Origin of the sequence: Sediminihabitans luteus (genome assembly GCF_002797595.1) — a bacterium.
Classification (GTDB): domain Bacteria; phylum Actinomycetota; class Actinomycetes; order Actinomycetales; family Cellulomonadaceae; genus Paraoerskovia; species Paraoerskovia lutea.
Genome location: NZ_PGFE01000004.1, coordinates 41054 through 63180 on the forward strand (window position 1 = coordinate 41054; position 22127 = coordinate 63180).

A 22127-nucleotide genomic window follows, 5' to 3' on the forward strand; every position below is an offset into this window, starting at 1 on the left:
GTGGACACCGTCAGGTGTTCTCCCCCCGGGCGTTCTGACGTCCGTGGGCGCCGGTGAGCGCGAGGGCGACGCCGAGCATCAACGGCGTGACAGAAGCCCAGAAGAGGGGGCTGAAAAGGAAGTCCCAGACGATCGTGACCGCGAGGTAGATCAGGAGGGCCGGGGCCTCGTTGCGTGAGAGGGAACGGGTCAGTCGGTGCAGGACGACTCCCACGCAGAGCAGGCCGAGGGCGATCCCGGCGATCCCGAAGCGCAGCCAGAGGTCACCGGCGACTGAGTGGACCTCGTAGCCGGATCCGAACAGGTACCGCTCGACGTACCCGTTGTTGGGGTCGTAGTCGAGCGCGGCCATCCCGGACTTCGCCACGGTGATGTCTGCGAGGTTGGGAACGGTCCCCGCTCCGACTCCCAGCGGGTTCGCCGTGATCAGGGCGACGGACGCACCCATCTCTGGGCGGCCGCCCGCGAAGATCCCGCCGCTCGCCTCGACCTGCGCCTCGGTCCGGAGCTGTGCGTCGTCCCCGAGGTAGCCGTCCAGGAGGAGGGTCTGCATGCCGAGGAACACCGCGCAGGCCAGCACGGCGAGCTGGACCACGGTGCCGAGGGTGCCGGAGCGCGCGCGGAGTCCGTCGCGCACGACCTGCCACAGCACGAGGGCGAGCACGAGCAGCATCAGCGACGCGGCGGATCGGGAGTCGTTGAGCGCCGAGACCAGCGCGAGCGCACCGGTCGCGATCAGCGCGGGCCGGCGGGTGCGAGCCCACAGGCACAGTGCGAGCACGAGGATCGAGACCGGGACCGAGTAGTTGTACTTCCACGGGTTCTCGGCCCCGTCGCGCACGAGCGCAGCGAGGACCGCGCCGATCCCGAAGCAGGTCGCCATGACCGGGGCGGACAGGGCCCGTCGCGCCCAGACGAGCAGACCGACACCGCCCAGGAGCGTCGCCAGGAGGATGAGGTTCCCACGCATGGTCGAGGTGGAGGAGGCGTGATCGATCGACGCCGCCGACGTCAGGACGACGCCCGAGACCATGGCCGTGGCCCCGAGCCCGAGGAACCAGCGGCCCGCCCGGTACGACCAGAGCGTGCCGATCCAGACCGGGAGGAGCAGGACGGCGAGCAGCAGCGCCGGTGTGACGCCCTGGACCAGCGGGAACCACGCGCCGACGCCGACGCAGACGAGCTGGGCGACCGTGCTCGTGACCCGGGAGCCGGTCGCGGGTCGTTCCGCCGGCGGTGCGACCGTGTGCGGACCTTGGCCCATCACGGTCGCCTCATCCGGTCTTCGCGGTGGGCCGGCGCATCTTGCGGTCCGACGGCGTGCGCGCCGGGCGCACGTAGTACTCGCTGCGCCCGTGGGCCCGGGCGCCGTTCAGCACGACGCCGACGATGTCGCAGCCGCTGCGCTCGAGGTCGGCGAGCGTCTGTCGGAGCCGTGCGATCTTGGTGCGTCCCTCGCGTGCGACCACGACGACTCCGTCGACCCGCTGCGTGAGCCACAACGGGTCGGAGAGGGGGAGCAGGGGCGCGCAGTCGATGATGACGTAGTCGTAGGAGCGGCGGAGCGTCTCGATCACCGCTGCCATCCTGGTCGACGCCAGGAGCGAGCCGGGGTTCGGCGGGAGCGCGCCCGTCGGCAGCACGTCCAGGTTGGTCGAGCCCCAGTGCTGGACGACGTCGCCGAGCTCGACGTCCCCGACGAGCAGATTGGTCAGCCCGACGGAGCCTTCCAGGCCGGTCAGTCGGTCGATCGAGGGACGTCGCAGGTCGGCGTCGACCAGCAGCACCCGGCTGTCGTCCTCGGCGAGCGCGATGGACAGCGCCGCGGAGATCGAGCTCTTGCCCTCCGAGGCGTCGCCCGACGTCACGAGCAGGACGCGATGGTCCTTGTCGACGTTTGCGAAGCGGAGGTTGGCGAGCAGCGTGCGTACCGACTCCGACGCCCGACTCCCGGGTGCGGCAGCGAGCTCCTGCGGGAGCGTGCGGCCGTTCGGGGCGACGACGACCTCGCCGAGCACCGGGGCGGCGGCGACGGACTCGATCGTCGTGCGGTTCGTGATCCGACGTGCGAGCAGCCGACGGGCGACGGCGTACGCGGCGCCGACGAGACCGCCGACGACGATGCCGAGCATGGTGAGCAGGCGCGTGTTGGGAGACACAGGGTTCACGGGTTGCCGCGCCTCGGCGATCGTCGTGACGCGGACGGCCGGCGAGTCGTCCGCGAGCTCGGGCGAGAGCTCGGGGACGGCGACCGCGAGCTGGGCGGCCGTCGCGCCCGCGATCTCCCGGGCGACGTCCGGGTCGGCGTCGAGCGCCGAGATCTGGATGACGACGGTGTTGAGCGGTGTGTCGACCGTGACCCGGTTCGCGAGCGACGTCGGCGTGTCGTCGAGGCCGAGGTCGTCGATCACGGGGCCGAGCACGTAGGGGGACGTGGCGAGCACCGCGTACGAGGCGACGAGGTTCTGCACGTAGTTCGACCCCTGGACGAGCTCGGAGGTGTTCTCGCCCTGCTCGGGCACGACCATGACCGATGCGCTCGACTGGTACATCGGGACCTGGGACTTGGCGTAGGCGTAGCCGAGCGCGCCACCCGCGAGCATGCACAGCGCGATCACGAGCCAGTGCTTGACCAGCGTCGCGGCGTACTCGTTCAGCGTCATTCGGCTCCTGCGCGTCCTCGTCGGCGCCATCACCCCCGTGGGCGATCGTCGGACCCACGCTACTGGGGCGCCGACCGCTCGACGGCGCACCGCGTCGGGTTTCACCCGCTCGCGCCGGGTTCGTGCTCCTTGTTCGAGCCTACGATCGATCGTCCGGCCGGGCTCGCCGGCACGAGTCGCCGGAAGGGGTGTCGAGATGGGCGTCGCGCGCTCGGTCACGGGCACCGCCGGTGCCAAGGTGCTCGTGATGGGGATCGCGGGCGTGCTCGGCATCCTCAGCAGCCGGCTCATCATCGGGCACTTCGGTGTCGACGCGTACGCCCAGTACGGGCTGCTCAACGGCCTGCGCAACCTGCTCCCGTTCGCAGACCTCGGCATCGGCGCGGTCGTGATCAACGCGATCGCCGAGGCGAAGGATCCGCGGCGGTCGCAGCAGGTCCTGGCGACGCTGACGACCGCGCTGCGCGTGCTCACGGTCTCGGGCGTCGTCGTCGCGGTCGCTGCGGTCGGCATCCAGCTGCTGGGCCTGTGGCCCACCCTCCTGGGCGACGGACTCACCGCCGGCGGTGACGTGGTCGCCGCGTCCTGCCTCGTGGTGTTCGGGCTCTCGCTGCCGCTCGGCATCGGCATCCGCGTGCTGATCGGCGTGCGCCGGACGGCCCTGCAGACCGTGCTGCAGGGTCTCGTCTCCCCGCTGTTCCTGCTCGGGGTGCTCGGCCTCGTCGTGCTCGGCGCCACGGGGGACGCCGTCGCGCTCGTCGCCTACCTCGCGGGTTCACTCGCGTCGCTGATCACGCTGGTGGTCGCCGCGCGGCTCCTCGCGCCCCAGGTGCTGCGCGCGATCCGGGACGTCCCGGCCGTGCGGCGCGTCCCCGGGGTTCGCGTGGCGCACGTCGCCGGGCCGATGCTCGTCCAGTCGATCGCCACGCCGATCGCCCTGCAGAGCGACCGGCTCCTGCTGTCGCACCTCGCGAGCCGTGACGCGCTCGCCCAGTACTCGTTCGCGACGCAGGTCTTCGGCCTCGTCATGCAGACCGTCATCGCCGCAGGAGTCAGCCTGTGGCCCCACTTCGCGGCGGCACGCTCGAGCCGGACCGTGATCAGCCCGGCACGGACCGCGCTCGCGTTCCTCGTCGGCGCGCTCGTCCTGTCCGGCGCGCTCGTGCTCGTCCTGCCCGCGCTCGAGTCGTTCGTCGCGCACGGGGAGATCGAGGTCCCCGCCGCGCTCGCCCTCGGCTACTGCGCGTTCGTCGCGGTCCAGGCCCTCAACTACCCCGTGGGCATGTACATGACCGACGAGCGCGGCCTCAAGTTCCAGGTCGTGCCGGTCATCCTGATGACGGTCTCGAACGTCGCCCTGTCGTGGGTCCTCATCGCCCCGTTCGGCGCCGCCGGCCCGGTGCTCGGCTCGGTGATCGCGATCGTCGTCTTCCAGGTCGTGCCCAACAGCCTGTGGGTCCGCGCCGACCTGCGACGCCGCGCTCGCGACGCGGACGGCACGAGCGCGTCGGCGTAGGGTGGAGCGAGCCGCTCGACGCGGCATCTCCCCGGTCCGATCTCGGATCGGGCCCCTCGTGCTGCCCGCCCGCACCGTCGAAGGACCTCGATGAACCTCACCGGCCTCCTGCCCGCCGTCCTCGCCGACCCCGCCGCCGCGGCCGCGGTCGAGCACGTCGTCGCGCGCGGCACGGCCGACGTCGTCGGCCCGGCCGGGGTCCGCCCGCCGCTCCTGGCGGCCATGGCCGGGGCCCGGGCGACGTCCGGTGGCACGGGCGGCACCGTGTCGGACGCCGCGGGGGCGGGGCCCGCGGCGGGTGGCCGCCCGCTTGTGGTGGTCACGGCCACGGGCCGCGAGGCCGACGAGCTCGCCGCGAACGTGCGTGCGTACCTGCCGGACTCGCGCTACGACGACGTCGCGGTGCTGCCGAGCTGGGAGACGCTGCCGCACGAGCGGCTGAGCCCGCGCGCCGACACGGTCGCCAAGCGCATCGCGGTGTTCCGCCGCCTCGCGCACCCCGACCTCGACCCGACCAACACGCAGGCCGGCCCGATCCGGGTGCTCGTCATGCCGGTGCGTGCGCTCCTGCAGCCCGTGGTCGACGGCCTGGGCGACCTCGTGCCGGTCGAGCTGCACGTGGGCGCCTCGGCCGACCTGTCGGACGTCGCTGACGCGCTCACGGCCGCGGCGTACAGCCGGGTGGACATGGTCGAGCGTCGCGGCGAGTATGCGGTGCGCGGCGGGATCCTCGACGTGTTCCCGCCGACCGAGGACCACCCGCTGCGCATCGAGTTCTGGGGCGACGAGGTCTCCGAGGTGCGCTGGTTCTCGGTGGCCGACCAGCGCTCGCTCGAGGTCGCCGAGCACGGCCTGTGGGCGCCGCCGTGCCGCGAGATCCTGCTGACGGACGCGGTGCGGGACCGTGCGTCGGCGCTCGCGGAGCAGCTCCCGGGCGCGGTCGAGATGCTCGACAAGCTGGGCGCGGGGATCGCGGTCGAGGGCATGGAGTCGCTCGCGCCCGTGCTCGTGGACCGCATGGTCCCGGTGCTCGACCTGGTCGCGGACGACGCGCTCCTGGTGGTCGACGAGCCCGAGCGGGTGCGTCGCCGTGCGCACGACCTGGTCGCGACGACCGAGGAGTTCCTCGCGGCGGCGTGGACGGGCGCGGCGGCGGGCGGCTCGACGCCGATCGACCTGTCGTCGGCGTCGTTCCACACGTTCGACGACGTCCGCGCGGTCGCGGCGCGCCGCGGCCTCGGCTGGTGGACCTTGAGCGCCTTCGGCATGGGCGACCTCGACGACGCGGGCCAGGGCGACGGCACGTCCGGCGGGCGCCCGGCTGCGGCGTCCGGCACGGGGACGGCGGACGGCGGGCCGACCTTCACGCTCGGGGCGCGCGAGGTCGAGTCGTACCGGGGCGACGTCCAGCGCGCGATCGACGACGTGCGCGCGCTCCAGCGCGACGGCTGGCGCCTGGTGCTCACGACCGAGGGCGCGGGCCCGGCCAAGCGCATGGTCGAGCAGCTCGGGGCGGCCGAGACCGCGGCGCGGCTCGTGGCCGCGATGGGCGAGGAGCCCGAGGGCGGCGTCGTCCTCGTGACGCCCGCGCGCGTCGGGCCGGGCTTCGTGATGCCCGACCTGCGCCTCGCGGTGTTCTCCGAGAGCGACCTCACCGGGCGTCAGGGCTCGAGCACGCGCGACATGCGCAAGATGCCGTCGCGGCGCCGCAACGTCGTCGACCCGCTCGCGCTCAAGCCGTACGACTTCGTGGTGCACGAGCAGCACGGCGTGGGCCGGTTCGTCGAGATGGTGCAGCGTTCGTTCGGCGCGGGCGCGAACGCGGCCACGCGCGAGTACCTCGTGATCGAGTACGCGAGCAGCAAGCGCGGCCACCCGGGCGACCGCCTGTTCGTGCCGACCGACCAGCTCGACCAGGTCACCAAGTACACGGGTGGCGAGTCGCCCACGCTCAACAAGATGGGCGGCGGCGACTGGGCCAAGACGAAGTCGCGGGCGCGCAAGCACGTCAAGGAGATCGCGTCCGAGCTGATCCGCCTGTACAGCGCGCGCATGGCGACGCAGGGGCACGCGTTCGCGCCGGACACCCCGTGGCAGCGCGAGCTCGAGGACGCGTTCGCGTACGTCGAGACGCCCGACCAGCTCGCGACGATCGACGAGGTCAAGGCCGACATGGAGAAGACGGTCCCCATGGACCGCCTCGTGTGCGGCGACGTCGGCTACGGCAAGACGGAGATCGCGATCCGTGCCGCGTTCAAGGCCGTGCAGGACGGCAAGCAGGTCGCGGTGCTCGTGCCCACGACGCTGCTCGTGCAGCAGCACCACGACACGTTCTCGGAGCGGTACGCCGGGTTCCCCGTCACGGTGCGCTCGCTCTCGCGCTTCCAGTCCGAGAAGGAGTCGAAGGAGACGATCGAGGACCTGCGCCTGGGCAAGGTCGACGTCGTGATCGGCACGCACCGCCTCATCACGGGGTCGGTCAAGTTCAAGGACCTCGGCCTCGTGATCATCGACGAGGAGCAGCGGTTCGGCGTCGAGCACAAGGAGACGCTCAAGCAGCTGCGCACCAACGTCGACGTGCTCGCGATGAGCGCGACCCCGATCCCGCGCACGCTCGAGATGGCCGTGACCGGGATCCGGGAGATGTCGACCTTGCAGACGCCGCCCGAGGAGCGGCACCCGGTGCTGACCTACGTGGGGGCGTACGAGGAGAAGCAGATCGCGGCCGCCCTGCGCCGCGAGCTGCTGCGCGAGGGGCAGGTCTTCTACGTCCACAACAAGGTCGAGTCGATCGAGCGCACGGCCGCGAAGCTCAACGAGCTCGTTCCCGAGGCCAGGATCGGCGTCGCGCACGGCAAGATGAACGAGCACCAGCTCGACCAGGTCATCCGGGCGTTCTGGGAGAAGGAGCTCGACGTCCTGGTCTGCACCACGATCATCGAGACCGGGCTCGACATCTCCAACGCGAACACGCTGATCCTCGAGCGTGCCGACATGCTCGGCCTGTCGCAGCTGCACCAGCTGCGCGGACGCGTGGGTCGCGGGCGCGAGCGCGCCTACGCGTACTTCCTGTACCCGCCCGAGAAGCCCATGACCGAGACGGCCCACGACCGCCTCGCGACCATGGCCGCGCACACCGACCTCGGGGCGGGCATGCAGATCGCGATGAAGGACCTCGAGATCCGTGGCGCCGGCAACCTGCTGGGCGGCGAGCAGTCCGGGCACATCGCGGGCGTCGGGTTCGACCTGTACGTGCGCATGGTCGGCGAGGCCGTCGCGTCGTTCAAGGGCGACGCCGAGGAGGAGGCGCCCGAGCTCACGATCGAGCTGCCCGTCGACGCGCACATCCCCGAGAGCTACATCGCGCACGAGCGCCTGCGGCTCGAGGCGTACACCAAGATCGCCTCGGCGCAGGACTCCGCGACGCTGGCCGAGGTGCGCGCCGAGCTCGTCGACCGCTACGGCCCCGTGCCCGAGGTCGTCGCCGCGCTGTTCGACGTCGCGGACTTCCGCAACCACGCCCGCAGCGCGGGCCTGGCCGACGTCACCGCGCAGGGCAAGCACGTCCGGTTCGCGCCGGTCGACCTGCCCGAGTCGGCCGAGCTGCGGCTCAAGCGCCTGTACCCGGGCACGATCCTCAAGCCCGCGGTCCGCGCGTTCCTCGTGCCGTTCCCGATGACGGCACGCCTCGGCGGGCGTCCGCTGCGCGGCACCGAGATCCTCGCGTGGGCGCGTCAACTCATCGACGCGGTGATCCTCGGGAGCGTGAGCGAGGCCGCGAAGGTCGGCAGTCGCTGAGCTGGTCCCCGCTCGGGTCTCAGGACTCGGTGAGGTGCCGCCCGCGCTGCGCGAGCACCGCCGCGACCGTTGCCTCGGCCGCGCTCAGCTCCCGGTAGATCGTCGCGACCTTGCGCGGTCGGGCGCCGTACGGGTCGGCCAGGTCGCGCGACCAGCTCCCGAGGTGACGCCCGCGCTGGGCGTTGGCGAGCGCCGCGATCGCCGCGAGCCGGTCGGTGGTCGCGTCCGGCAGAGCCTCCTCCGGCACGGTCGAGACCAGGCGGGCGAGCTCGAGCAGCGTGAACGTACGGCGCACGGCGGACGGCACGAGCCGCACGACCTCGCTGCGGTGCTCGGTGGTCGCGGTCAGCACGAGCGCGGCGTCGGTGACGTCAGCGGCCGTGAGCGCGCGTGCGGTGAAGTGCGAGGGCGAGAGGCCGTCCCCGACCATGATCTCCGCGATCGGCGGGTGGATGTGCTCCCCGACGCGTGCGGACGTCCCGGCGGAGGTGACGGCGACGGCGTCGCCCAGGTCGCGGCGGAGCATGCGCTCGAGTGCGGGCGACCGGCAGATGTTCCCCGTGCAGACCGCGAGGATGTACGGCTTCATGGTGCCTCTCGGTCGGCGGACGGCGGCGCTGTCGTCGGCCCCGGCGAGCCGCTCGGCACGAGCATAGTGGCCCGCGGATTCACCCGTGCTTCACCCTGTACGGGCGGTCCACGGCGGACCTTCGCGGCCTACCGTGGGACTCGTCGGGGAGGACGTCGCCGACGGCATCGGGGAGGCGGGCGCATGGGAGGCCAGCGCATGGGTGAGCACCGCACGGGTGAGTACCGCACGGGTGAGCACCGCACGACGTCGGACGGCGTGCGCGTCGGCTACGCGCCGGGCGCCTGGGACCTCTTCCACGTCGGTCACCTGAACATCCTCCAGCACGCGCGTGCCCGCTGCGACTACCTGGTCGCGGGGGTCGTGGACGACGACATGCTCGAGCGCGCCAAGGGGCGCCGGCCGATCGTTCCGGTCGCGGAGCGCGCGGAGATCGTCGCGAGCATCACGGGCGTCGACGAGGTGTTCGTCGAGACGCAGCCCGACAAGCTCGTCACGTGGGGCCTGCGCCCGTTCGACGTGTTCTTCAAGGGCGACGACTGGCGGGGGACCCCGCAGGGGCTCGACCTCGAGCGTCGCTTCGCGGAGGTCGGCGTCGAGGTCGAGTACTTCCCGTACACGCTGCACACGTCGAGCACGGCGCTGCGGCGTGCGCTCGAGCTGCTCGAGGGCGCGCAGGGCGCGGGCGGTGCGTCCGTCGGCCTGTAGAGCCCGTGCCGGGACGGCGGGCGGACCGGTCGGTCAGCCGCGGCGACGGGTCGTGCGCGGCGCGAGCGTGGGCGCCCAGGCCGGCACCATCTGCGGCTCGGGGGTGCGCACGGTCGGCGTCGGGGACGTGATCGGGAGCGCGACGTCGAGCCCGTCGATGACGCGGGCGAGGACGTCGGGGTCGAGGGCCTCGGGCAGGTCGTCGTCCGGCGTGGCGGTGTGGTTCATGGCGTCGTCGCCCCTTGTGCACGAGCAGGCCGTGGTACGGCACCACGGCGGGTCAATATGGCCGGAAGGCTAACAGTCTTCCGCTCCGTGACCTACGCGGTGGTCTGTCCCTGGACAGCGGGTTCGTCCTCGCCGCCCTGCGGGGGCGCAGCGGCGCTCACGCCGGTGCTCTCGCCCGCGGTGCTCTCGTCGTCGGGGCCGCCCGCCGGACCAGCCCCGGTCCCGCCGTCCGACCGTCCGTCCGACCCGTCGCCCGTCGCGGTCGTCCCGCGCACCCGGCGGGGCCGGGCCGGGAACCCGTGCGCGCGGCGCACGAGCATCCACACGAGCGGGCCGAGCACGAGCGCACCGACGACGGCCGAGAGCGTGAGCACGTTGCCCGCTCCGAGCATCTTGAGCGCCGAGGCGAGCAGCACGACCGCGAGCGCCCGGCGCACGACCGACCCGGGCAGCGTGGTGGACAGCCGCGCGCCGAGCCACGCCCCGGGGACGCTGCCGATCAGCAGCGGCAGCGTCACGGCCATGTCGAGGTCGCCGTACAGCGCGTGCCCGAGCGCGGCGGCGGCGACGAGCGGGACGGCCTGCACGAGGTCGGTGCCGACGAGCTGCTTGGCCTTGAGCGCGGGGTACAGGGCCATGAGGCCGATGATGATGATCGAGCCGGAGCCGACCGACGTCATGCCGACGATGAGGCCGCCGATCGCGCCGAGCACGACGGTGGGCAGGGGGCGCAGCGGCACACGCCCGGTCAGGGCGGGCTTGGCGAGCTCGGGGTGGTCGCGCACGAGGGCGCGCTCGCGCAGGCTCAGGTAGGCGCGGACGACGAGGCCGACCACGGTGATGAGCAGCGCGACGCCGAGCGCGGTCTTGATGGCGTGCTGGAGCGCCTCGCCGTCGCCGAGCGCGCGCATGACGAACACGCCGGCGAACGCGGTGGGCACCGAGCCGATGCAGAGCCACCCGACGATGCGCAGGTCGACGGTGCGGCGGCGCAGGTGCACGACGGACCCGACGGGCTTCATGACGGCGCTCGCGAGCAGGTCGCTCGAGACGGCGGTCAGGGGCGGGACGTTGAAGAACAGCACGAGCACGGGCGACATGAGCGCGCCGCCACCCATGCCGGTGAGGCCGACGATGATGCCGATGCCGAACGCGGCGATCACGAGGGCGAGGTCCATCCCACCAACCTACGCGGAAAGTGGGGAATCGCGACCGAGCGTTCGCCCACCGGGACGACGTCACGCGTCGTCCCGGTGGGCGGGGGTCAGATCTCGGTGAGCCGGCCGCCCGCGATGCGCAGGCGCCGCTGGGTGCGCCGCGCGACGGTCGAGTCGTGCGTGACCATGACGACCGTCAGGCCCTGCTCCTTCCACAGCCCCTCGAGCAGGTCGACGATCTCGTCGCGCGTCTGCTCGTCGAGGTTGCCGGTCGGCTCGTCGGCGAGCAGCACGGTCGGCGCCTTGACGAGCGCCCGCGCGATGGCGACGCGCTGCTGCTGGCCGCCCGAGAGCTCGACGGGCAGGTGAGCGCCCCGGTCGCCGAGGCCGACCTGCTCGAGCGCGGCGGTCGCCCGTGCGGCGCGCGCGGCCGCCGGGACCTTGCCCGGCACGAGCGCGGTCTCGACGTTCTCCTGTGCCGTGAGCGTGGGGATCAGGTTGAAGCCCTGGAACACGAAGCCGATCGTCTCGGCGCGCACACGGGTGAGCCGGGAGTCGGAGACCCTCGCGAGGTCCGTGCCGTCGAGCGTGATGCTGCCGGACGTCGGCCGGTCCAGCCCGCCCAGCATCTGCAGCAGGGTCGACTTGCCCCCGCCCGTGGGGCCCTGGATCGAGACGAGCTCGCCCGTGCCGATCGTGAGGTCGACGGCCTGGAGCGCGTGCACGGTGCGCTTGCCCTGCGTGTACGTCTTGGTCAGCTGCGAGATCTCGTACATGGCACGGTCCTTCGTCTCGGTGGGGGCACCCGTGGGCGCGGTCGCGGGTCCGGTCGGCCCGACGCCGACCTCGGCGGCGCTCATGCGACGCTCCGCAGCGCCTCGGCGGGGCGCAGGCGTGCGGCCCGGCGGCCGCCGACGAGGCCGGCGAGCAGCCCGCCGAGCACTGCGAGACCGATCGCGACGACGATCACCGTCACGCTGACCGGCGCGTGCAGCGCGACGTCGACCGCGCTCTGCGCGGCGTCCGCGGCGCCGCCGAACGGCCCGCCGCCCCCGCCACCGCCGGGACCGCCGCCCGCGGCGCCGGGGCCGGCTCCGGCGTCCGCCCCCGCGCCACCTGCACCCCCGAAGCCACCGGGCCCGCCGAACGTGAACCCGCCCGTGCCGGTCGCGCCCGAGAGCGTGATGCCGAGCGCGTTGATCACGCCGATGCCGACGAGACCGAGCGCGAGGCCCGCGACGCCGCCGATCAGGCCCTGCACGAGCGACTCGCCCGCGACCTGCCCGACGACCCTCCCGTTCGGCCAGCCGATCGCCTTGAGGGTGCCGAGCTCGCGCGTGCGCCGGGTCACGCCCGAGACGGTGAACAGGATCGCGATCCCGAACGCGGCGGCGAGCACGATGACCGAGAGCCACAGGCCGAGCGTCGAGACGAGGTCGGACGCGGTCGAGAGCGACCCGGTGACGGACGACGCGAGGTCGGCCTGCGTCGAGACGCTCACGTCGGGCAGGGCCGCGGATATCGCGTCCGAGATCGCGTCGACGTGCTCCGACGAGTCGGCCTGCACGTACACGTTCGAGACCTGCCCGTCGAGGTCGGCGAGCGACTGCGCCAGGGCGAGCGGCACGTACACGTCGGAGCCCGTCGAGACGCCCTCGCCCGAGGTCGAGGACACCACGCCGACGACGTCGAGGTCCGTCCCGCCGACCGTGACCGTGTCGCCGACCGCGAGGTCCGCCGACTCCGCGTACGTGGAGTCGAGCACGGCGACCGTGCCGGCCGCGCCGTCGTCGCCCGAGGTGTTGTCGGCGGTCTCGAGGCCACGACCGTCGCTCACCTCGACCGCGGTGAGAGGCCCCACGGCGTCGGCCGCAGGGTCGACCCCGGTCACGGTGAACGCGTCGATCGAGAACGCGGACCCGCCCGCGCCGTCCGCCCCTCCGGTCGGGGCGGACTGCGCGTCGCCGCCCCCGGGGCCGCCGCCCTGGCCGCCCTGCATCTGGCCGAAGTCCGGCACCTCGCCCGAGAACGACGTGTTCGACAGCACGAGCGTGCCCGTCGTCCCCGCGACGTGCTCGATCCCGGCGACCGTGTCGAGCGCGGACGCGTCGAACGACGCCGTGCCGCGCGCGACCGCGAGCTGGTCCTGGTCGAAGCTGCGCGAGCCGCCGTCGTCCGAGGCCTCGCCGTCGTCGGAGCCCACGTCGAACCGGCCCGGACCGCGCCCGCCCGGCTCGCCCGCCTGGGTCACCGTGATGTCGGTGCCCACCCCGTACACGGAGTCGAGCACGTCGTCCTGGGCGTCGCTCACGCCCGCGGCGACCGCGTTGACGATCATGACCAGCGCGATCGCGACGGCCATGCCGATCGCGATGATCACCGACTGCTTGCGTCTGTTGCTCAGCTCACGTCTGAGGTAGGTGAAGAACATGAGGGGAACGTAGGGACGGTCGCTGGTGCGGTGCTGTCGTGAGTCTGTGGGGACGCTGTGGGGTGCGCGCCTAGGCTGGCGCCATGACCGACGCGCTGGACGACCTCGTCGCGACCATGGACCGCCTCTACTCCCCGGGCGGCTGCCCGTGGGACGCCGAGCAGACGCACACCTCGCTCGTGCGCTACCTGCTCGAGGAGGCGCACGAGCTCGCCGAGGCGATCGAGACGCACGACCGCCCCGGCATGCGCGAGGAGCTCGGCGACGTGCTCCTGCAGGTCGTGTTCCACGCGCGCATCGCCGCCGACGACCCGGACGACCCGTTCACGGTCGACGACGTCGCGGCCGACCTCGTCGCCAAGCTCCGGCGTCGTCACCCCCACGTGTTCGCGGCGGACGGCGCGGGGCCGGCCCCCGTCCCGCAGGACATGCACGCGCAGTGGGACGCGATCAAGCGCACCGAGAAGCGGCGCACGTCGGTGCTCGAGGGCATCGCGCTCGACCAGGGCGCGCTGGCCCGCGCGCAGAAGGTGCTCGGGCGCGCCGCGCGCGCCGGGATCGTGCTCGACCCCGCCCCGGGCACGCGCCCCGACGCCGGGCCGGGGCCGGGTGCGGCGTCCGACACCGTGGGCGACGTGGACACCGGGAACGGCGTGGCGAGCACTGACGGCACGGCGGCCACGGGCGGCATCGAGGACGTCGCCGGCCGGCACGGCCGTGCGCTGCTCGACGCGGTGCGCGCCGCCGAGGCCGACGGCGTCGACGCCGAGGCCGCGCTGCGGGGCGCGATCCGGGAGGTCGAGCACGCCGTCCGCGCGGCCGAGCGAACGCCGGGTGACGTGCCGTGAACCCCCAGGGGTCGAGATGCGGACGCACTGCTCGCTCCCAGGGTTCACGGTCTAGGCTGGGGAGGTAACCCCACCCCCGCTTGAAGGAGCACCTGTGGCCAGCATCGAAGCCGTCGGAGCACGCGAGATCCTCGACTCGCGCGGTAACCCCACCGTCGAGGTCGAGGTCGTCCTGGACGACGGCACGTTCGCGCGCGCCGGCGTCCCCTCCGGTGCCTCGACCGGCGCGTTCGAGGCCGTCGAGCGCCGTGACGGCGACAAGGGCCGCTACCTGGGCAAGGGCGTCGAGGGCGCGGTCAACGCCGTCATCGACGAGATCGCCCCCGAGGTCATCGGCTTCGAGGCCGAGGACCAGCGCCTCATCGACGCCGCGATGATCGAGCTCGACGGCACGCCCAACAAGGGCAAGCTCGGCGCCAACGCGATCCTCGGCGTCTCGCTCGCCGTGGCCTCGGCCGCCGCGAAGTCCGCGAACCTGGACCTGTACCGCTACGTCGGCGGCGCCGGCGCGCACGTGCTGCCCGTGCCGATGATGAACATCCTCAACGGCGGGTCGCACGCCGACTCGAACGTCGACATCCAGGAGTTCATGATCGCGCCGATCGGTGCGTCGAGCTTCAAGGAGGCGTTCCGCACGGGCGCCGAGGTGTACCACTCCCTCAAGTCCGTGCTCAAGGAGCAGGGCCTCGCGACGGGCCTCGGCGACGAGGGCGGCTTCGCCCCGAACCTGCCGAGCAACCGTGCCGCGCTCGACCTGATCCTCGTCGCGATCGAGAAGGCCGGGTTCGTCCCGGGCAAGGACGTCGCGCTCGCGCTCGACGTCGCCGCGACCGAGTTCTTCAAGGACGGCGCGTACCAGTTCGAGGGTGCCGCGAAGACCAACGACGAGATGGTCGCCTACTACGAGGCGCTCGTGCGCGACTACCCGCTGGTCTCGATCGAGGACCCGCTGTCCGAGGACGAGTGGGCCGGCTGGTCGCAGCTCGTCGCGGACGTCGGCGACAAGGTGCAGATCGTCGGCGACGACCTGTTCGTCACCAACCCGACCCGCCTGCAGCGCGGCATCGACGAGAAGGCCGCGAACTCCCTGCTGGTCAAGCTCAACCAGATCGGCACGCTCACCGAGACGCTCGACGCCGTGTCGCTCGCGCAGCGCAACGGCTTCACCACGATGACGTCGCACCGCTCGGGCGAGACCGAGGACACCACGATCGCCGACCTCGCGGTCGCGACGAACGCGGGCCAGATCAAGACCGGTGCCCCCGCCCGCGGCGAGCGCATCAACAAGTACAACCAGCTGCTGCGCATCGAGGAGGCCCTCGACGACGCCGCGGTGTACGCGGGCGCCTCGGCGTTCCCGCGCTGGAAGGCGTGACCTCGACGCCTCCCGCCGTCACCCTCGGGTGACAGCACCACCCGGACGCCCGGCACGCACCCGCGTGCCGGGCGTCCGTGCGTCCGGGCTGCCCGGGGCTGCCCCGGCCCACGGCCCGCCCGCCCCGGCCGCCCCGGCCGCCCCGGCCCACGGCCGAACGCAACGTTCCGCACCGTCTTAGGGCCGTTCCTCGTGCGGAAGGTTGCGTTCGGCCGTGGGGTTCCCGGCCGGGGGTCCGATCGGGTCGTGGCGGGGGTCACAGCGCGGCGCGCCGCGGGCACGCCGCGCGGCCTCCCGGGCCTGGCCGCCGCCCGGTGGCACGATCGGGCCATGCCCGCCAACCGCCGTCCGCCCACGCCCGGTGGCGGCGCGCGCCCCGGCGCCCGGACGACGACGTCGCGCACCGGGACGCCGCGCACGAGCACGTTGCGCGGCGGCACGGGTGCCGGCCGCAAGCCCGCCACGCCGCGGACGTCGTCCGGCCGGGCCGGGGGATCCGGCGCGGGAGCGTCCGGGGCGGGGACGAGCGCGACCGGCAAGGGCACGACCGGAAAGAGCACCGCCGGGAAGGGCACTGCGGCCAAGGGTGCAGCGGGCAAGGGCACGACCGGGAAGAGCACCGCGGCCAAGAGCCCGGCGTCGTCGACCGGGTCGGCCCGTCCCTCCGGCACCTCGGCCGCGGGTGGTCGGGCGCGCAACACGCCGCGCGACACCCGCCCCCAGGCCCCGCACGAGGCGTCGCGCAGCCGCTTCGGTGCGGTGCTGCCCGAGGTCGTCACGGCGCGTGCGCTCGTGCTGTCGGTCGTGATCCTGCTCGCGATCGTGGTGCTCCTGCCCACGGTGCGCGCGTACGTCAACCAGTCGGCCGACCTGCGCGCGCTCGAGGCCGACCTCGCGCAGGCCAAGGCCGACCGCGACGCCTACCAGGTCGAGCTCGACCGGTGGGACGACTCCTCGTACGTGATCGCGCAGGCCCGCGAGCGCCTGAGCTTCGTGATGCCGGGCGAGACCGCCTACCGGGTCATGGACCCGCAGGACGTGGACGAGGTCGTCGACCCGGGGACGGGGCTCGCGATCACGGACGGCCCGGTGCCTGCGGGCGGTGCGAGCGACCCCTGGTACGAGTCGCTGTGGGACTCGGTCGAGGTCGCGGGCACGGTCGGCGAGCCCGACGCCGAGGTGCCTGCGGGCGACGCGCCGTCGGACGCCCCGAGCGGTGGCCCCTCGGGTGCGCCGACGGGCGACGCGACCGACGACGCGAAGGCTGTGCCGTCCGACGACGCCGCGGGGGCGTCGTCCGCGGGCGACTGACCGCACCGGCCGGTCGGGGACAATGGGACGGGGCGCCGGCGGCGCCCGCACCTGCCGACCTCCCGACGGATGGACCTGACGTGACTGACCGACCCGACGAGACCGTGACCGAGCGCGACCTCGAGGTGCTCGCCGAGCAGCTCGGCCGCACCCCGCGCGGCGTGGTCGGCATCGCCGCGCGCTGCCCCGCGGGCCACCCGCTCGTGGTGCGCACGCTCCCGCGGCTCGACGACGGCACGCCGTTCCCGACGACCTTCTACCTGACCGGCCCGTCGGTCGTCGCCGCGGCGTCGACCCTCGAGGCGAACGGTGCGATGAAGGAGATGACGGCGGCGCTGGCCGAGGACGAGGAGCTCGCGGCGGCGTACCGGCGCGCGCACGAGCACTACCTCGCGCAGCGCGAGGCGCTCGGGCACGTCGACGAGATCGACGGGATCTCGGCGGGCGGCATGCCCGTGCGCGTCAAGTGCGTGCACGTCGTGACGGCGCACTCGCTCGCCGCCGGTCCGGGCGTCAACCCGATGGGCGACGACGCGATCGCGCGCATGGAGGCCCAGGGCCTGTGGCGGCGCGACCGCTGCACGTGCGGATGAGCGTCGTATGACGGTCCTCATAGCGGCTCGGGAGCACGTCGCGCCGGGAGTGCTGGCACCCTAGGACGCATGACTTCTCGCGTGGCAGCGATCGACTGCGGCACCAACTCCATCCGACTCCTCGTGGCCGACGTCGCCGCGGACGGCACGCTCGTCGACCTCGACCGTCGCATGGAGGTCGTGCGCCTCGGCCAGGGCGTCGACCGCACCGGCCGCCTCGCTCCCGAGGCGCTCGAGCGCACGCTCGCCGCGACCCGCCGCTACGCCGAGATCATCCGTGACCTCGGCGCCGAGCGCGTGCGGTTCGTCGCGACGTCCGCGACGCGCGACGCCGAGAACCGGACCGACTTCGTGGACGGCGTCCGCGACGTCCTGGGGGTCGAGCCCGAGGTCGTCTCCGGTGACGAGGAGGCTGCGCTGTCGTTCCGCGGCGCGACGGTCGTCGCGGCGCAGCACCCCGCCCCGTACCTCGTGGTCGACCTCGGGGGCGGCTCGACCGAGGTCGTCCTGGGGGAGCGGACGCCGCAGGGTGCGCGGTCAATGGACGTGGGCTGCGTCCGCATGACCGAGCGTCACCTGCGCAGCGACCCGCCCACGGCCGACGAGGTCGCGGCGGCGCGGGCCGACGTGCGCGCGGCCCTGGACTCCGCGGCCGAGGTGGTCGACCTCGGGCGCACGGCGACCCTCGTGGGGCTCGCCGGGACGGTCACGACGGTCACGGCGCACGCGCTCGGGCTGCCCGCGTACGACCGTGAGCTCATCAACGGCGCCGAGGTGCCGGTCGACGTCGTGCTCGCGGCGTGCGACGACCTGCTCGCCCGCCCGCGGGCGGAGCGCGAGAGCCTCGGGTTCATGCACCCGGGGCGCGTCGACGTGATCGGCGCTGGCGCGCTCGTGTGGTCGGAGGTCGTGCGGCGCGTGCGTGACGACGTCGCGGCGGCGGGCGGCTCGCTCGAGACGGTCGTGACGAGCGAGCACGACATCCTCGACGGGATCGCGCTCTCGATCGCCTGACCCTGCGGCGCGCTGACCCTGCGGCGCGCTGACCCTGCGGCGCGCTGACCCTGCGGCGCGCTGACCCTGCGGCGCGCTGACACCTGGCTGCACGGCGCGCGGCGCTGCACTGCGCACTGACCCACGGCACTGCGTGCCGAGCACGGGGTTGGGCACACTCCGCGGCGCTCCGCGTGTGCACAACCCCGTGCTCGGCCGCGCCTAACCCCGTGCTCGGCACGCCGCGGGGCCTCACGCCCGCGTTCTTCCGCCGTTGCATGCGCTCCGATGCGTGTACTCCGGCGCCTGCGCCCCGGGTCGCGCCCTCTGGATCGCACCCTCCCGCCCACCTCCGGATCACGCGGTAGCGGGCTCTAGCCAGTAGTACGCACTCCGTAGTACTGTGACGCACGCGGGACCGACACGCCGCAGCATCGCCCAGGGGGGCGAGGACGGAGACGAGATGGACGGCACACAGCTGCTCAAGGGGGTGCTCGACGCCGCGGTGCTCGCGGTCGTCGACGCCGAGGACGGGTACGGGTACGACGTCGTGCGCCGCCTGCGGGCGGGAGGGCTCGAGGGCGTCGGTGACGCCTCGGTCTACGGCACGCTGCGCCGGCTCTACGCCGCGGGCGCGCTGACGAGCTACGTCGTGCCCTCGGACGAGGGGCCGCACCGCAAGTACTACGGCATCACGCCGCAGGGTCGGGCCGTGCTCGACACGCAGCGCAAGGAGTGGCACGAGTTCGCCACCACCATGGGCGCCCTCCTGGGCGCGGAGGGAGCAGCAGCATGAGCACCGCCCACGACGCCCCGACCGTCCCGCTCGCGACGGCGACGCTCGACCCCGTGGCCGACGCCGTCCACGACTACGCGCTCGCCGTGCGCGCCCGTCTGGGCGATCTCACCGACGAGCAGGCCGACGAGCTCACCGACGGCCTCGAGGCCGACCTCGCGGAGGCGCTGGCGGACGCGTCCGCGACCGGGTCCGCCCGGGCCGTCGGCGCCCGGGCCGCCAACGTGTCGGACGGCGGGAGCCGCCTCGGTCCCGACCTGACCGCGGTCTTCGGCCCGGTCGACGAGTACGCCGCAGAGCTGCGCGTCGCCGCCGGGTTCACGCCGGTCGCGGCCGCCACGACCGTTCCGCGCGGGGTGCGCACATACGTCCGGGCGGCGGCGCAGGGGGCCGTCGCCCGGATCGTCACGACGTTCGAGCCCGTGACGAGCTCGCGGGCCTGGACCTCGAGCATCGAGTTCCTGCGCACCCTCGAACCCGTGTGGTGGGTCGTGCGGGCGTGGGTCGCGTTCGCGGTCGCCAAGTGGTTGCTGGCGTGGTTCGGCGTCAGCTACACCACGCGGGCCTACGCTCCCGAGTCGGTGCCGGCGATGCTCGTGCTCCTCGCGTTCGTCGTCGTGAGCGTCCAGTGGGCGCGCGGGCGGTGGCACCTGCGCCGCTCACCGCGCTGGATCGGGGTCACGGCGACCGCGATGCTCGCGGTGTTCACCGTCTCGTCGGTCACGGCTGTCGCGAGCGACCTGCGGTCGCAGCCGACGTACGTCCAGGAGGCCTGGGAGCCGAGCGCGGGTCTGGTGAACGACGGGAACGCCGTCGAGAACCTGTTCGTGTACGACGAGGACGGCAACCCCGTCGACAGGGCCCAGATCTTCGACGACCGCGGGTTCCCCGTGACGGCGCAGGGCGTGACGGGGGCGTGGGACAGCACCCGCATCTGGGGTCTGAGCGGCGGCTGGTACTACGCGCCGTCCTTCAAGGACGACGGGCGCGAGGTCTGGAACGTGTACCCGCTGCAGATCTTCGGCGAGAACGCCGCGACGGAGTCGCACGACGACGCGGGGTGGTCGACGGGCATGATGCCGGACGGCCCAAACGCGCTGCGTGACGCGCCCCGACCCTTCGAGAAGGTCGCGCCGCTGGCCCCCGCGGGGACGAGGTCCGCCACCCCGAGCACGGACCCGTCGGCGTCGCCGAGCGACGCCGCCACCGCGACCCCGAGCGCCACCCCGAGCGCCGACTCGTCGGCGAGCGACACGGCGACGGCGACGCCTGCCGCGACGCCGTCTGGCGCTCCGACCTCCTGACCGCCCGCGGCGTGCTGCACTGCGCGCCGAGCACGGGGTTGGGCACACTGCGCGGCGCTCCGCGTGTGCCCAACCCCGTGCTCGGCCGTGCCTGACCCCGTGCTCGGCGGGGGCCGGGAACTGTGCGCACGTCTCGTCCGTCACAGAATCCGGACACGTTTTACCTGACGCCGCGTCCGGTCGTACTCTGGGGACATGCCTCAGAATGACCTGACCTCGGTCAGCCCTGCCCAGAACTCGACGTCGCCCGCGCCGCGCGCGCGCAAGGTCCCCCGCATCGTCGTGCTCGGCGGCGGCACCGTGGGCCTCTACTCGGCCCGCCGCGTGCGCAAGCGCCTCGGCCGTCAGGACGCTGCGATCGTGGTCGTGGACCCGCGCCCGTACATGACGTACGCGCCGTTCCTGCCCGAGGTCGCGGCCGGCTCGATCGACCCCCGCAACGTCGTGGCCCCGCACCGCAAGGCGCTCAAGGGCATCGACGTGCTGCAGGGCAAGGCCACGAAGATCGACCACGGCGCGAAGCGCATCGAGATCACGCCGCAGGAGGGCGAGCCGTACGAGATCTCGTACGACCAGCTCGTCGTCGGCCTCGGGTCGGTCTCGCGCACCCTCCCGATCCCGGGCCTCGCCGAGCAGGCGATCGGCTTCAAGAACGTCGAGGAGGCCGTGGCGGTCCGCAACCACGTCGTCAACCGCCTCGACGTCGCGTCGTCGACGTGGGACCCGGAGCTGCGCAAGCGCATGCTCACCTTCACGTTCATCGGTGGCGGCTTCGCGGGCATCGAGGCGATCGCCGAGGCCGAGGACATGGCCCGCTCGGCCGTCAAGCAGTACGACTCGCTCGACGTGAGCGACCTGCGCTTCGTCATGATCGAGGGCGCCGGGCGCATCCTGCCCGAGCTCAGCGAGCCGATGGCGCTCTACGCGCTCGAGCAGCTCAAGCAGCGCGGCATCGAGTTCCACCTGAGCACGTTCCTCAGCTCGTGCGTCGACGGTCACGTCGTGACGTCGACGGGTGTCGAGTTCGACTCCGAGACGATCGTGTGGACGGCCGGCGTCAAGGCCAACCCGGTCATCGGCGAGTCCGACCTGCCGACCGACAAGATGGGCCGCCTGACCGTCCTGCCGACCCTCCAGGTCGCGGACGAGGACGGCAACGTCGTCCCGGACGCCTGGGGTGCGGGCGACTGCGCCGCCGTGCCGGACCTCGTCAACCCGGGCAAGTTCTGCCCGCCGAACGCCCAGCACGCGATCCGCGAGGCCTGGAAGCTCGGTGACAACCTCGCCGCGCAGATCAAGGGCGAGGCGCTGAGCGAGTACAAGCACAAGAGCGTCGGCACGGTCGCGTCGCTCGGCCTGTACAAGGGCGTCGCCGAGCTGTTCGGCACGTTCAAGTTCAAGGGCTTCCCGGCGTGGGTCGTGCACCGCACGTACCACGGCGGCGCGATGCCGACGTTCAACCGCAAGCTGCGCATCTTCATGGGCTGGTTCGACCAGTTCGTGATGAGCCGCGAGACGGTGTCGCTCGGCTCGATCCACGACCCGCGCGCCGAGTTCCGCGCCGCGTCGCTGCCGCCCAAGCAGGCCGTGGCCAAGGAGTCGACGCCCGAGACGAAGGCGGAGCCCGTCGGCAAGTCCTGACGCACGCCCGGCCGCACGGCTGGGCTAGCCTGAGCACCACGTCCACGGGGCGGGCCACGCGGCCCGCCCCGTCGTCGTCCGCCCCCGTGGCCCAACTGGCAGAGGCATCCGACTTAAAATCGGCGGGTTCCGGGTTCGAGTCCCGGCGGGGGCACCACCGCGCCGTGCGGGCGGGG

The 22127-nt window shown here is 73.3% G+C and carries 18 protein-coding genes and 1 tRNA gene; 12 read left to right on the plus strand and 7 right to left on the minus strand.

The annotated features are described in order from the left end of the window. Positions 1-10 precede the first annotated feature (10 nt). Both CLV28_RS11695 and CLV28_RS15570 read right to left on the minus strand, forming a co-directional pair. Positions 11-1264, minus strand: a complete 1254-nt coding sequence (locus CLV28_RS11695) for a hypothetical protein (RefSeq protein WP_100423524.1) — start codon at positions 1262-1264, stop codon at positions 11-13. Positions 1265-1274: 10 nt separating this feature from the next. Further along, the gene (locus CLV28_RS15570; protein WP_170062667.1) at positions 1275-2663 is read right to left on the minus strand and encodes a tyrosine-protein kinase domain-containing protein; all 1389 of its coding nucleotides are present in this window, start codon (positions 2661-2663) and stop codon (positions 1275-1277) included. Between the two features lie 196 nt (positions 2664-2859). Here CLV28_RS15570 and CLV28_RS11710 point away from each other — a divergent pair, with 196 nt between their 5' ends. Both CLV28_RS11710 and mfd read left to right on the plus strand, forming a co-directional pair. Then, positions 2860-4179 (plus strand): MATE family efflux transporter, encoded by a 1320-nt coding sequence (locus CLV28_RS11710; RefSeq protein ID WP_100423525.1) that lies wholly within the window; start codon positions 2860-2862, stop codon positions 4177-4179. Positions 4180-4269: 90 nt separating this feature from the next. Beyond that, positions 4270-7977, plus strand: a complete 3708-nt coding sequence (gene mfd, locus CLV28_RS11715; protein WP_100423526.1) for a transcription-repair coupling factor — start codon at positions 4270-4272, stop codon at positions 7975-7977. Positions 7978-7996: 19 nt separating this feature from the next. Here mfd and CLV28_RS11720 read toward each other — a convergent pair whose 3' ends face one another. After that, positions 7997-8566: an arsenate-mycothiol transferase ArsC gene (locus tag CLV28_RS11720; RefSeq protein ID WP_100423527.1), complete on the minus strand. Its 570-nt coding sequence runs from the start codon at positions 8564-8566 to the stop codon at positions 7997-7999. 258 nt (positions 8567-8824) lie between these two features. Between CLV28_RS11720 and CLV28_RS11725 the strand changes: the two genes are divergently transcribed. Beyond that, positions 8825-9274: an FAD synthase family protein gene (locus CLV28_RS11725; RefSeq protein WP_239073234.1), complete on the plus strand. Its 450-nt coding sequence runs from the start codon at positions 8825-8827 to the stop codon at positions 9272-9274. A gap of 33 nt (positions 9275-9307) precedes the next feature. Here CLV28_RS11725 and CLV28_RS11730 read toward each other — a convergent pair whose 3' ends face one another. The 4 genes from CLV28_RS11730 to CLV28_RS11745 form a co-directional block, all read right to left on the minus strand. Continuing rightward, positions 9308-9502: a hypothetical protein gene (locus CLV28_RS11730; protein WP_100423528.1), complete on the minus strand. Its 195-nt coding sequence runs from the start codon at positions 9500-9502 to the stop codon at positions 9308-9310. 92 nt (positions 9503-9594) lie between these two features. Continuing rightward, the gene (locus CLV28_RS11735; RefSeq protein ID WP_100423529.1) at positions 9595-10680 is read right to left on the minus strand and encodes a sulfite exporter TauE/SafE family protein; all 1086 of its coding nucleotides are present in this window, start codon (positions 10678-10680) and stop codon (positions 9595-9597) included. An 86-nt stretch (positions 10681-10766) separates the two neighbouring features. Further along, the gene (locus CLV28_RS11740; protein ID WP_100423727.1) at positions 10767-11435 is read right to left on the minus strand and encodes an ABC transporter ATP-binding protein; all 669 of its coding nucleotides are present in this window, start codon (positions 11433-11435) and stop codon (positions 10767-10769) included. Positions 11436-11515: 80 nt separating this feature from the next. After that, positions 11516-13090, minus strand: a complete 1575-nt coding sequence (locus CLV28_RS11745; protein ID WP_100423530.1) for an ABC transporter permease — start codon at positions 13088-13090, stop codon at positions 11516-11518. An 83-nt stretch (positions 13091-13173) separates the two neighbouring features. Between CLV28_RS11745 and CLV28_RS11750 the strand changes: the two genes are divergently transcribed. From CLV28_RS11750 to CLV28_RS11790, 9 genes are all read left to right on the plus strand, one after another. Then, positions 13174-13938: a nucleoside triphosphate pyrophosphohydrolase gene (locus CLV28_RS11750; RefSeq protein WP_100423531.1), complete on the plus strand. Its 765-nt coding sequence runs from the start codon at positions 13174-13176 to the stop codon at positions 13936-13938. A 94-nt stretch (positions 13939-14032) separates the two neighbouring features. After that, positions 14033-15313 (plus strand): phosphopyruvate hydratase, encoded by a 1281-nt coding sequence (eno, locus tag CLV28_RS11755; protein ID WP_100423532.1) that lies wholly within the window; start codon positions 14033-14035, stop codon positions 15311-15313. 330 nt (positions 15314-15643) lie between these two features. Further along, positions 15644-16624, plus strand: coding sequence for an FtsB family cell division protein (locus CLV28_RS16095; RefSeq protein ID WP_239073214.1), 981 nt, complete (start codon positions 15644-15646; stop codon positions 16622-16624). An 80-nt stretch (positions 16625-16704) separates the two neighbouring features. After that, complete coding sequence (locus CLV28_RS11765; RefSeq protein ID WP_100423533.1) at positions 16705-17217, plus strand: DUF501 domain-containing protein; 513 nt, start codon at positions 16705-16707, stop codon at positions 17215-17217. Positions 17218-17286: 69 nt separating this feature from the next. Beyond that, positions 17287-18231: a Ppx/GppA phosphatase family protein gene (locus CLV28_RS11770; RefSeq protein ID WP_100423534.1), complete on the plus strand. Its 945-nt coding sequence runs from the start codon at positions 17287-17289 to the stop codon at positions 18229-18231. Positions 18232-18673: 442 nt separating this feature from the next. Beyond that, positions 18674-19006: a PadR family transcriptional regulator gene (locus tag CLV28_RS11775; RefSeq protein WP_100423535.1), complete on the plus strand. Its 333-nt coding sequence runs from the start codon at positions 18674-18676 to the stop codon at positions 19004-19006. Continuing rightward, positions 19003-20310 carry a hypothetical protein gene (locus CLV28_RS11780; protein ID WP_100423536.1) on the plus strand — a complete coding sequence of 436 codons (1308 nt, stop codon included), beginning with the start codon at positions 19003-19005 and terminating at the stop codon, positions 20308-20310. Before CLV28_RS11775 ends, CLV28_RS11780 begins: the two co-directional genes overlap by 4 nt. A 195-nt stretch (positions 20311-20505) precedes the next feature. Further along, positions 20506-21951: an NAD(P)/FAD-dependent oxidoreductase gene (locus CLV28_RS11785; RefSeq protein ID WP_100423537.1), complete on the plus strand. Its 1446-nt coding sequence runs from the start codon at positions 20506-20508 to the stop codon at positions 21949-21951. Between the two features lie 80 nt (positions 21952-22031). Beyond that, positions 22032-22108 (plus strand) — tRNA-Leu (locus CLV28_RS11790). The last annotated feature ends 19 nt before the right edge of the window (positions 22109-22127 follow it).

Bases quoted from the DNA above. Each gene is read 5' to 3' on its own strand.
- CLV28_RS11745 (WP_100423530.1), bottom strand. From the start codon at position 13,090: ATGTTCTTCACCTACCTCAGACGTGAGCTGAGCAACAGACGCAAGCAG.
- CLV28_RS16095 (WP_239073214.1), top strand. From the start codon at position 15,644: ATGCCCGCCAACCGCCGTCCGCCCACGCCCGGTGGCGGCGCGCGCCCC.
- CLV28_RS11730 (WP_100423528.1), bottom strand. From the start codon at position 9,502: ATGAACCACACCGCCACGCCGGACGACGACCTGCCCGAGGCCCTCGAC.
- CLV28_RS11750 (WP_100423531.1), top strand. From the start codon at position 13,174: ATGACCGACGCGCTGGACGACCTCGTCGCGACCATGGACCGCCTCTAC.
- CLV28_RS11785 (WP_100423537.1), top strand. From the start codon at position 20,506: ATGCCTCAGAATGACCTGACCTCGGTCAGCCCTGCCCAGAACTCGACG.
- CLV28_RS15570 (WP_170062667.1), bottom strand. From the start codon at position 2,663: ATGACGCTGAACGAGTACGCCGCGACGCTGGTCAAGCACTGGCTCGTG.
- CLV28_RS11770 (WP_100423534.1), top strand. From the start codon at position 17,287: ATGACTTCTCGCGTGGCAGCGATCGACTGCGGCACCAACTCCATCCGA.
- mfd (WP_100423526.1), top strand. From the start codon at position 4,270: ATGAACCTCACCGGCCTCCTGCCCGCCGTCCTCGCCGACCCCGCCGCC.
- CLV28_RS11740 (WP_100423727.1), bottom strand. From the start codon at position 11,435: ATGTACGAGATCTCGCAGCTGACCAAGACGTACACGCAGGGCAAGCGC.
- CLV28_RS11695 (WP_100423524.1), bottom strand. From the start codon at position 1,264: ATGGGCCAAGGTCCGCACACGGTCGCACCGCCGGCGGAACGACCCGCG.
- CLV28_RS11780 (WP_100423536.1), top strand. From the start codon at position 19,003: ATGAGCACCGCCCACGACGCCCCGACCGTCCCGCTCGCGACGGCGACG.
- CLV28_RS11720 (WP_100423527.1), bottom strand. From the start codon at position 8,566: ATGAAGCCGTACATCCTCGCGGTCTGCACGGGGAACATCTGCCGGTCG.
- CLV28_RS11735 (WP_100423529.1), bottom strand. From the start codon at position 10,680: ATGGACCTCGCCCTCGTGATCGCCGCGTTCGGCATCGGCATCATCGTC.
- CLV28_RS11710 (WP_100423525.1), top strand. From the start codon at position 2,860: ATGGGCGTCGCGCGCTCGGTCACGGGCACCGCCGGTGCCAAGGTGCTC.
- CLV28_RS11775 (WP_100423535.1), top strand. From the start codon at position 18,674: ATGGACGGCACACAGCTGCTCAAGGGGGTGCTCGACGCCGCGGTGCTC.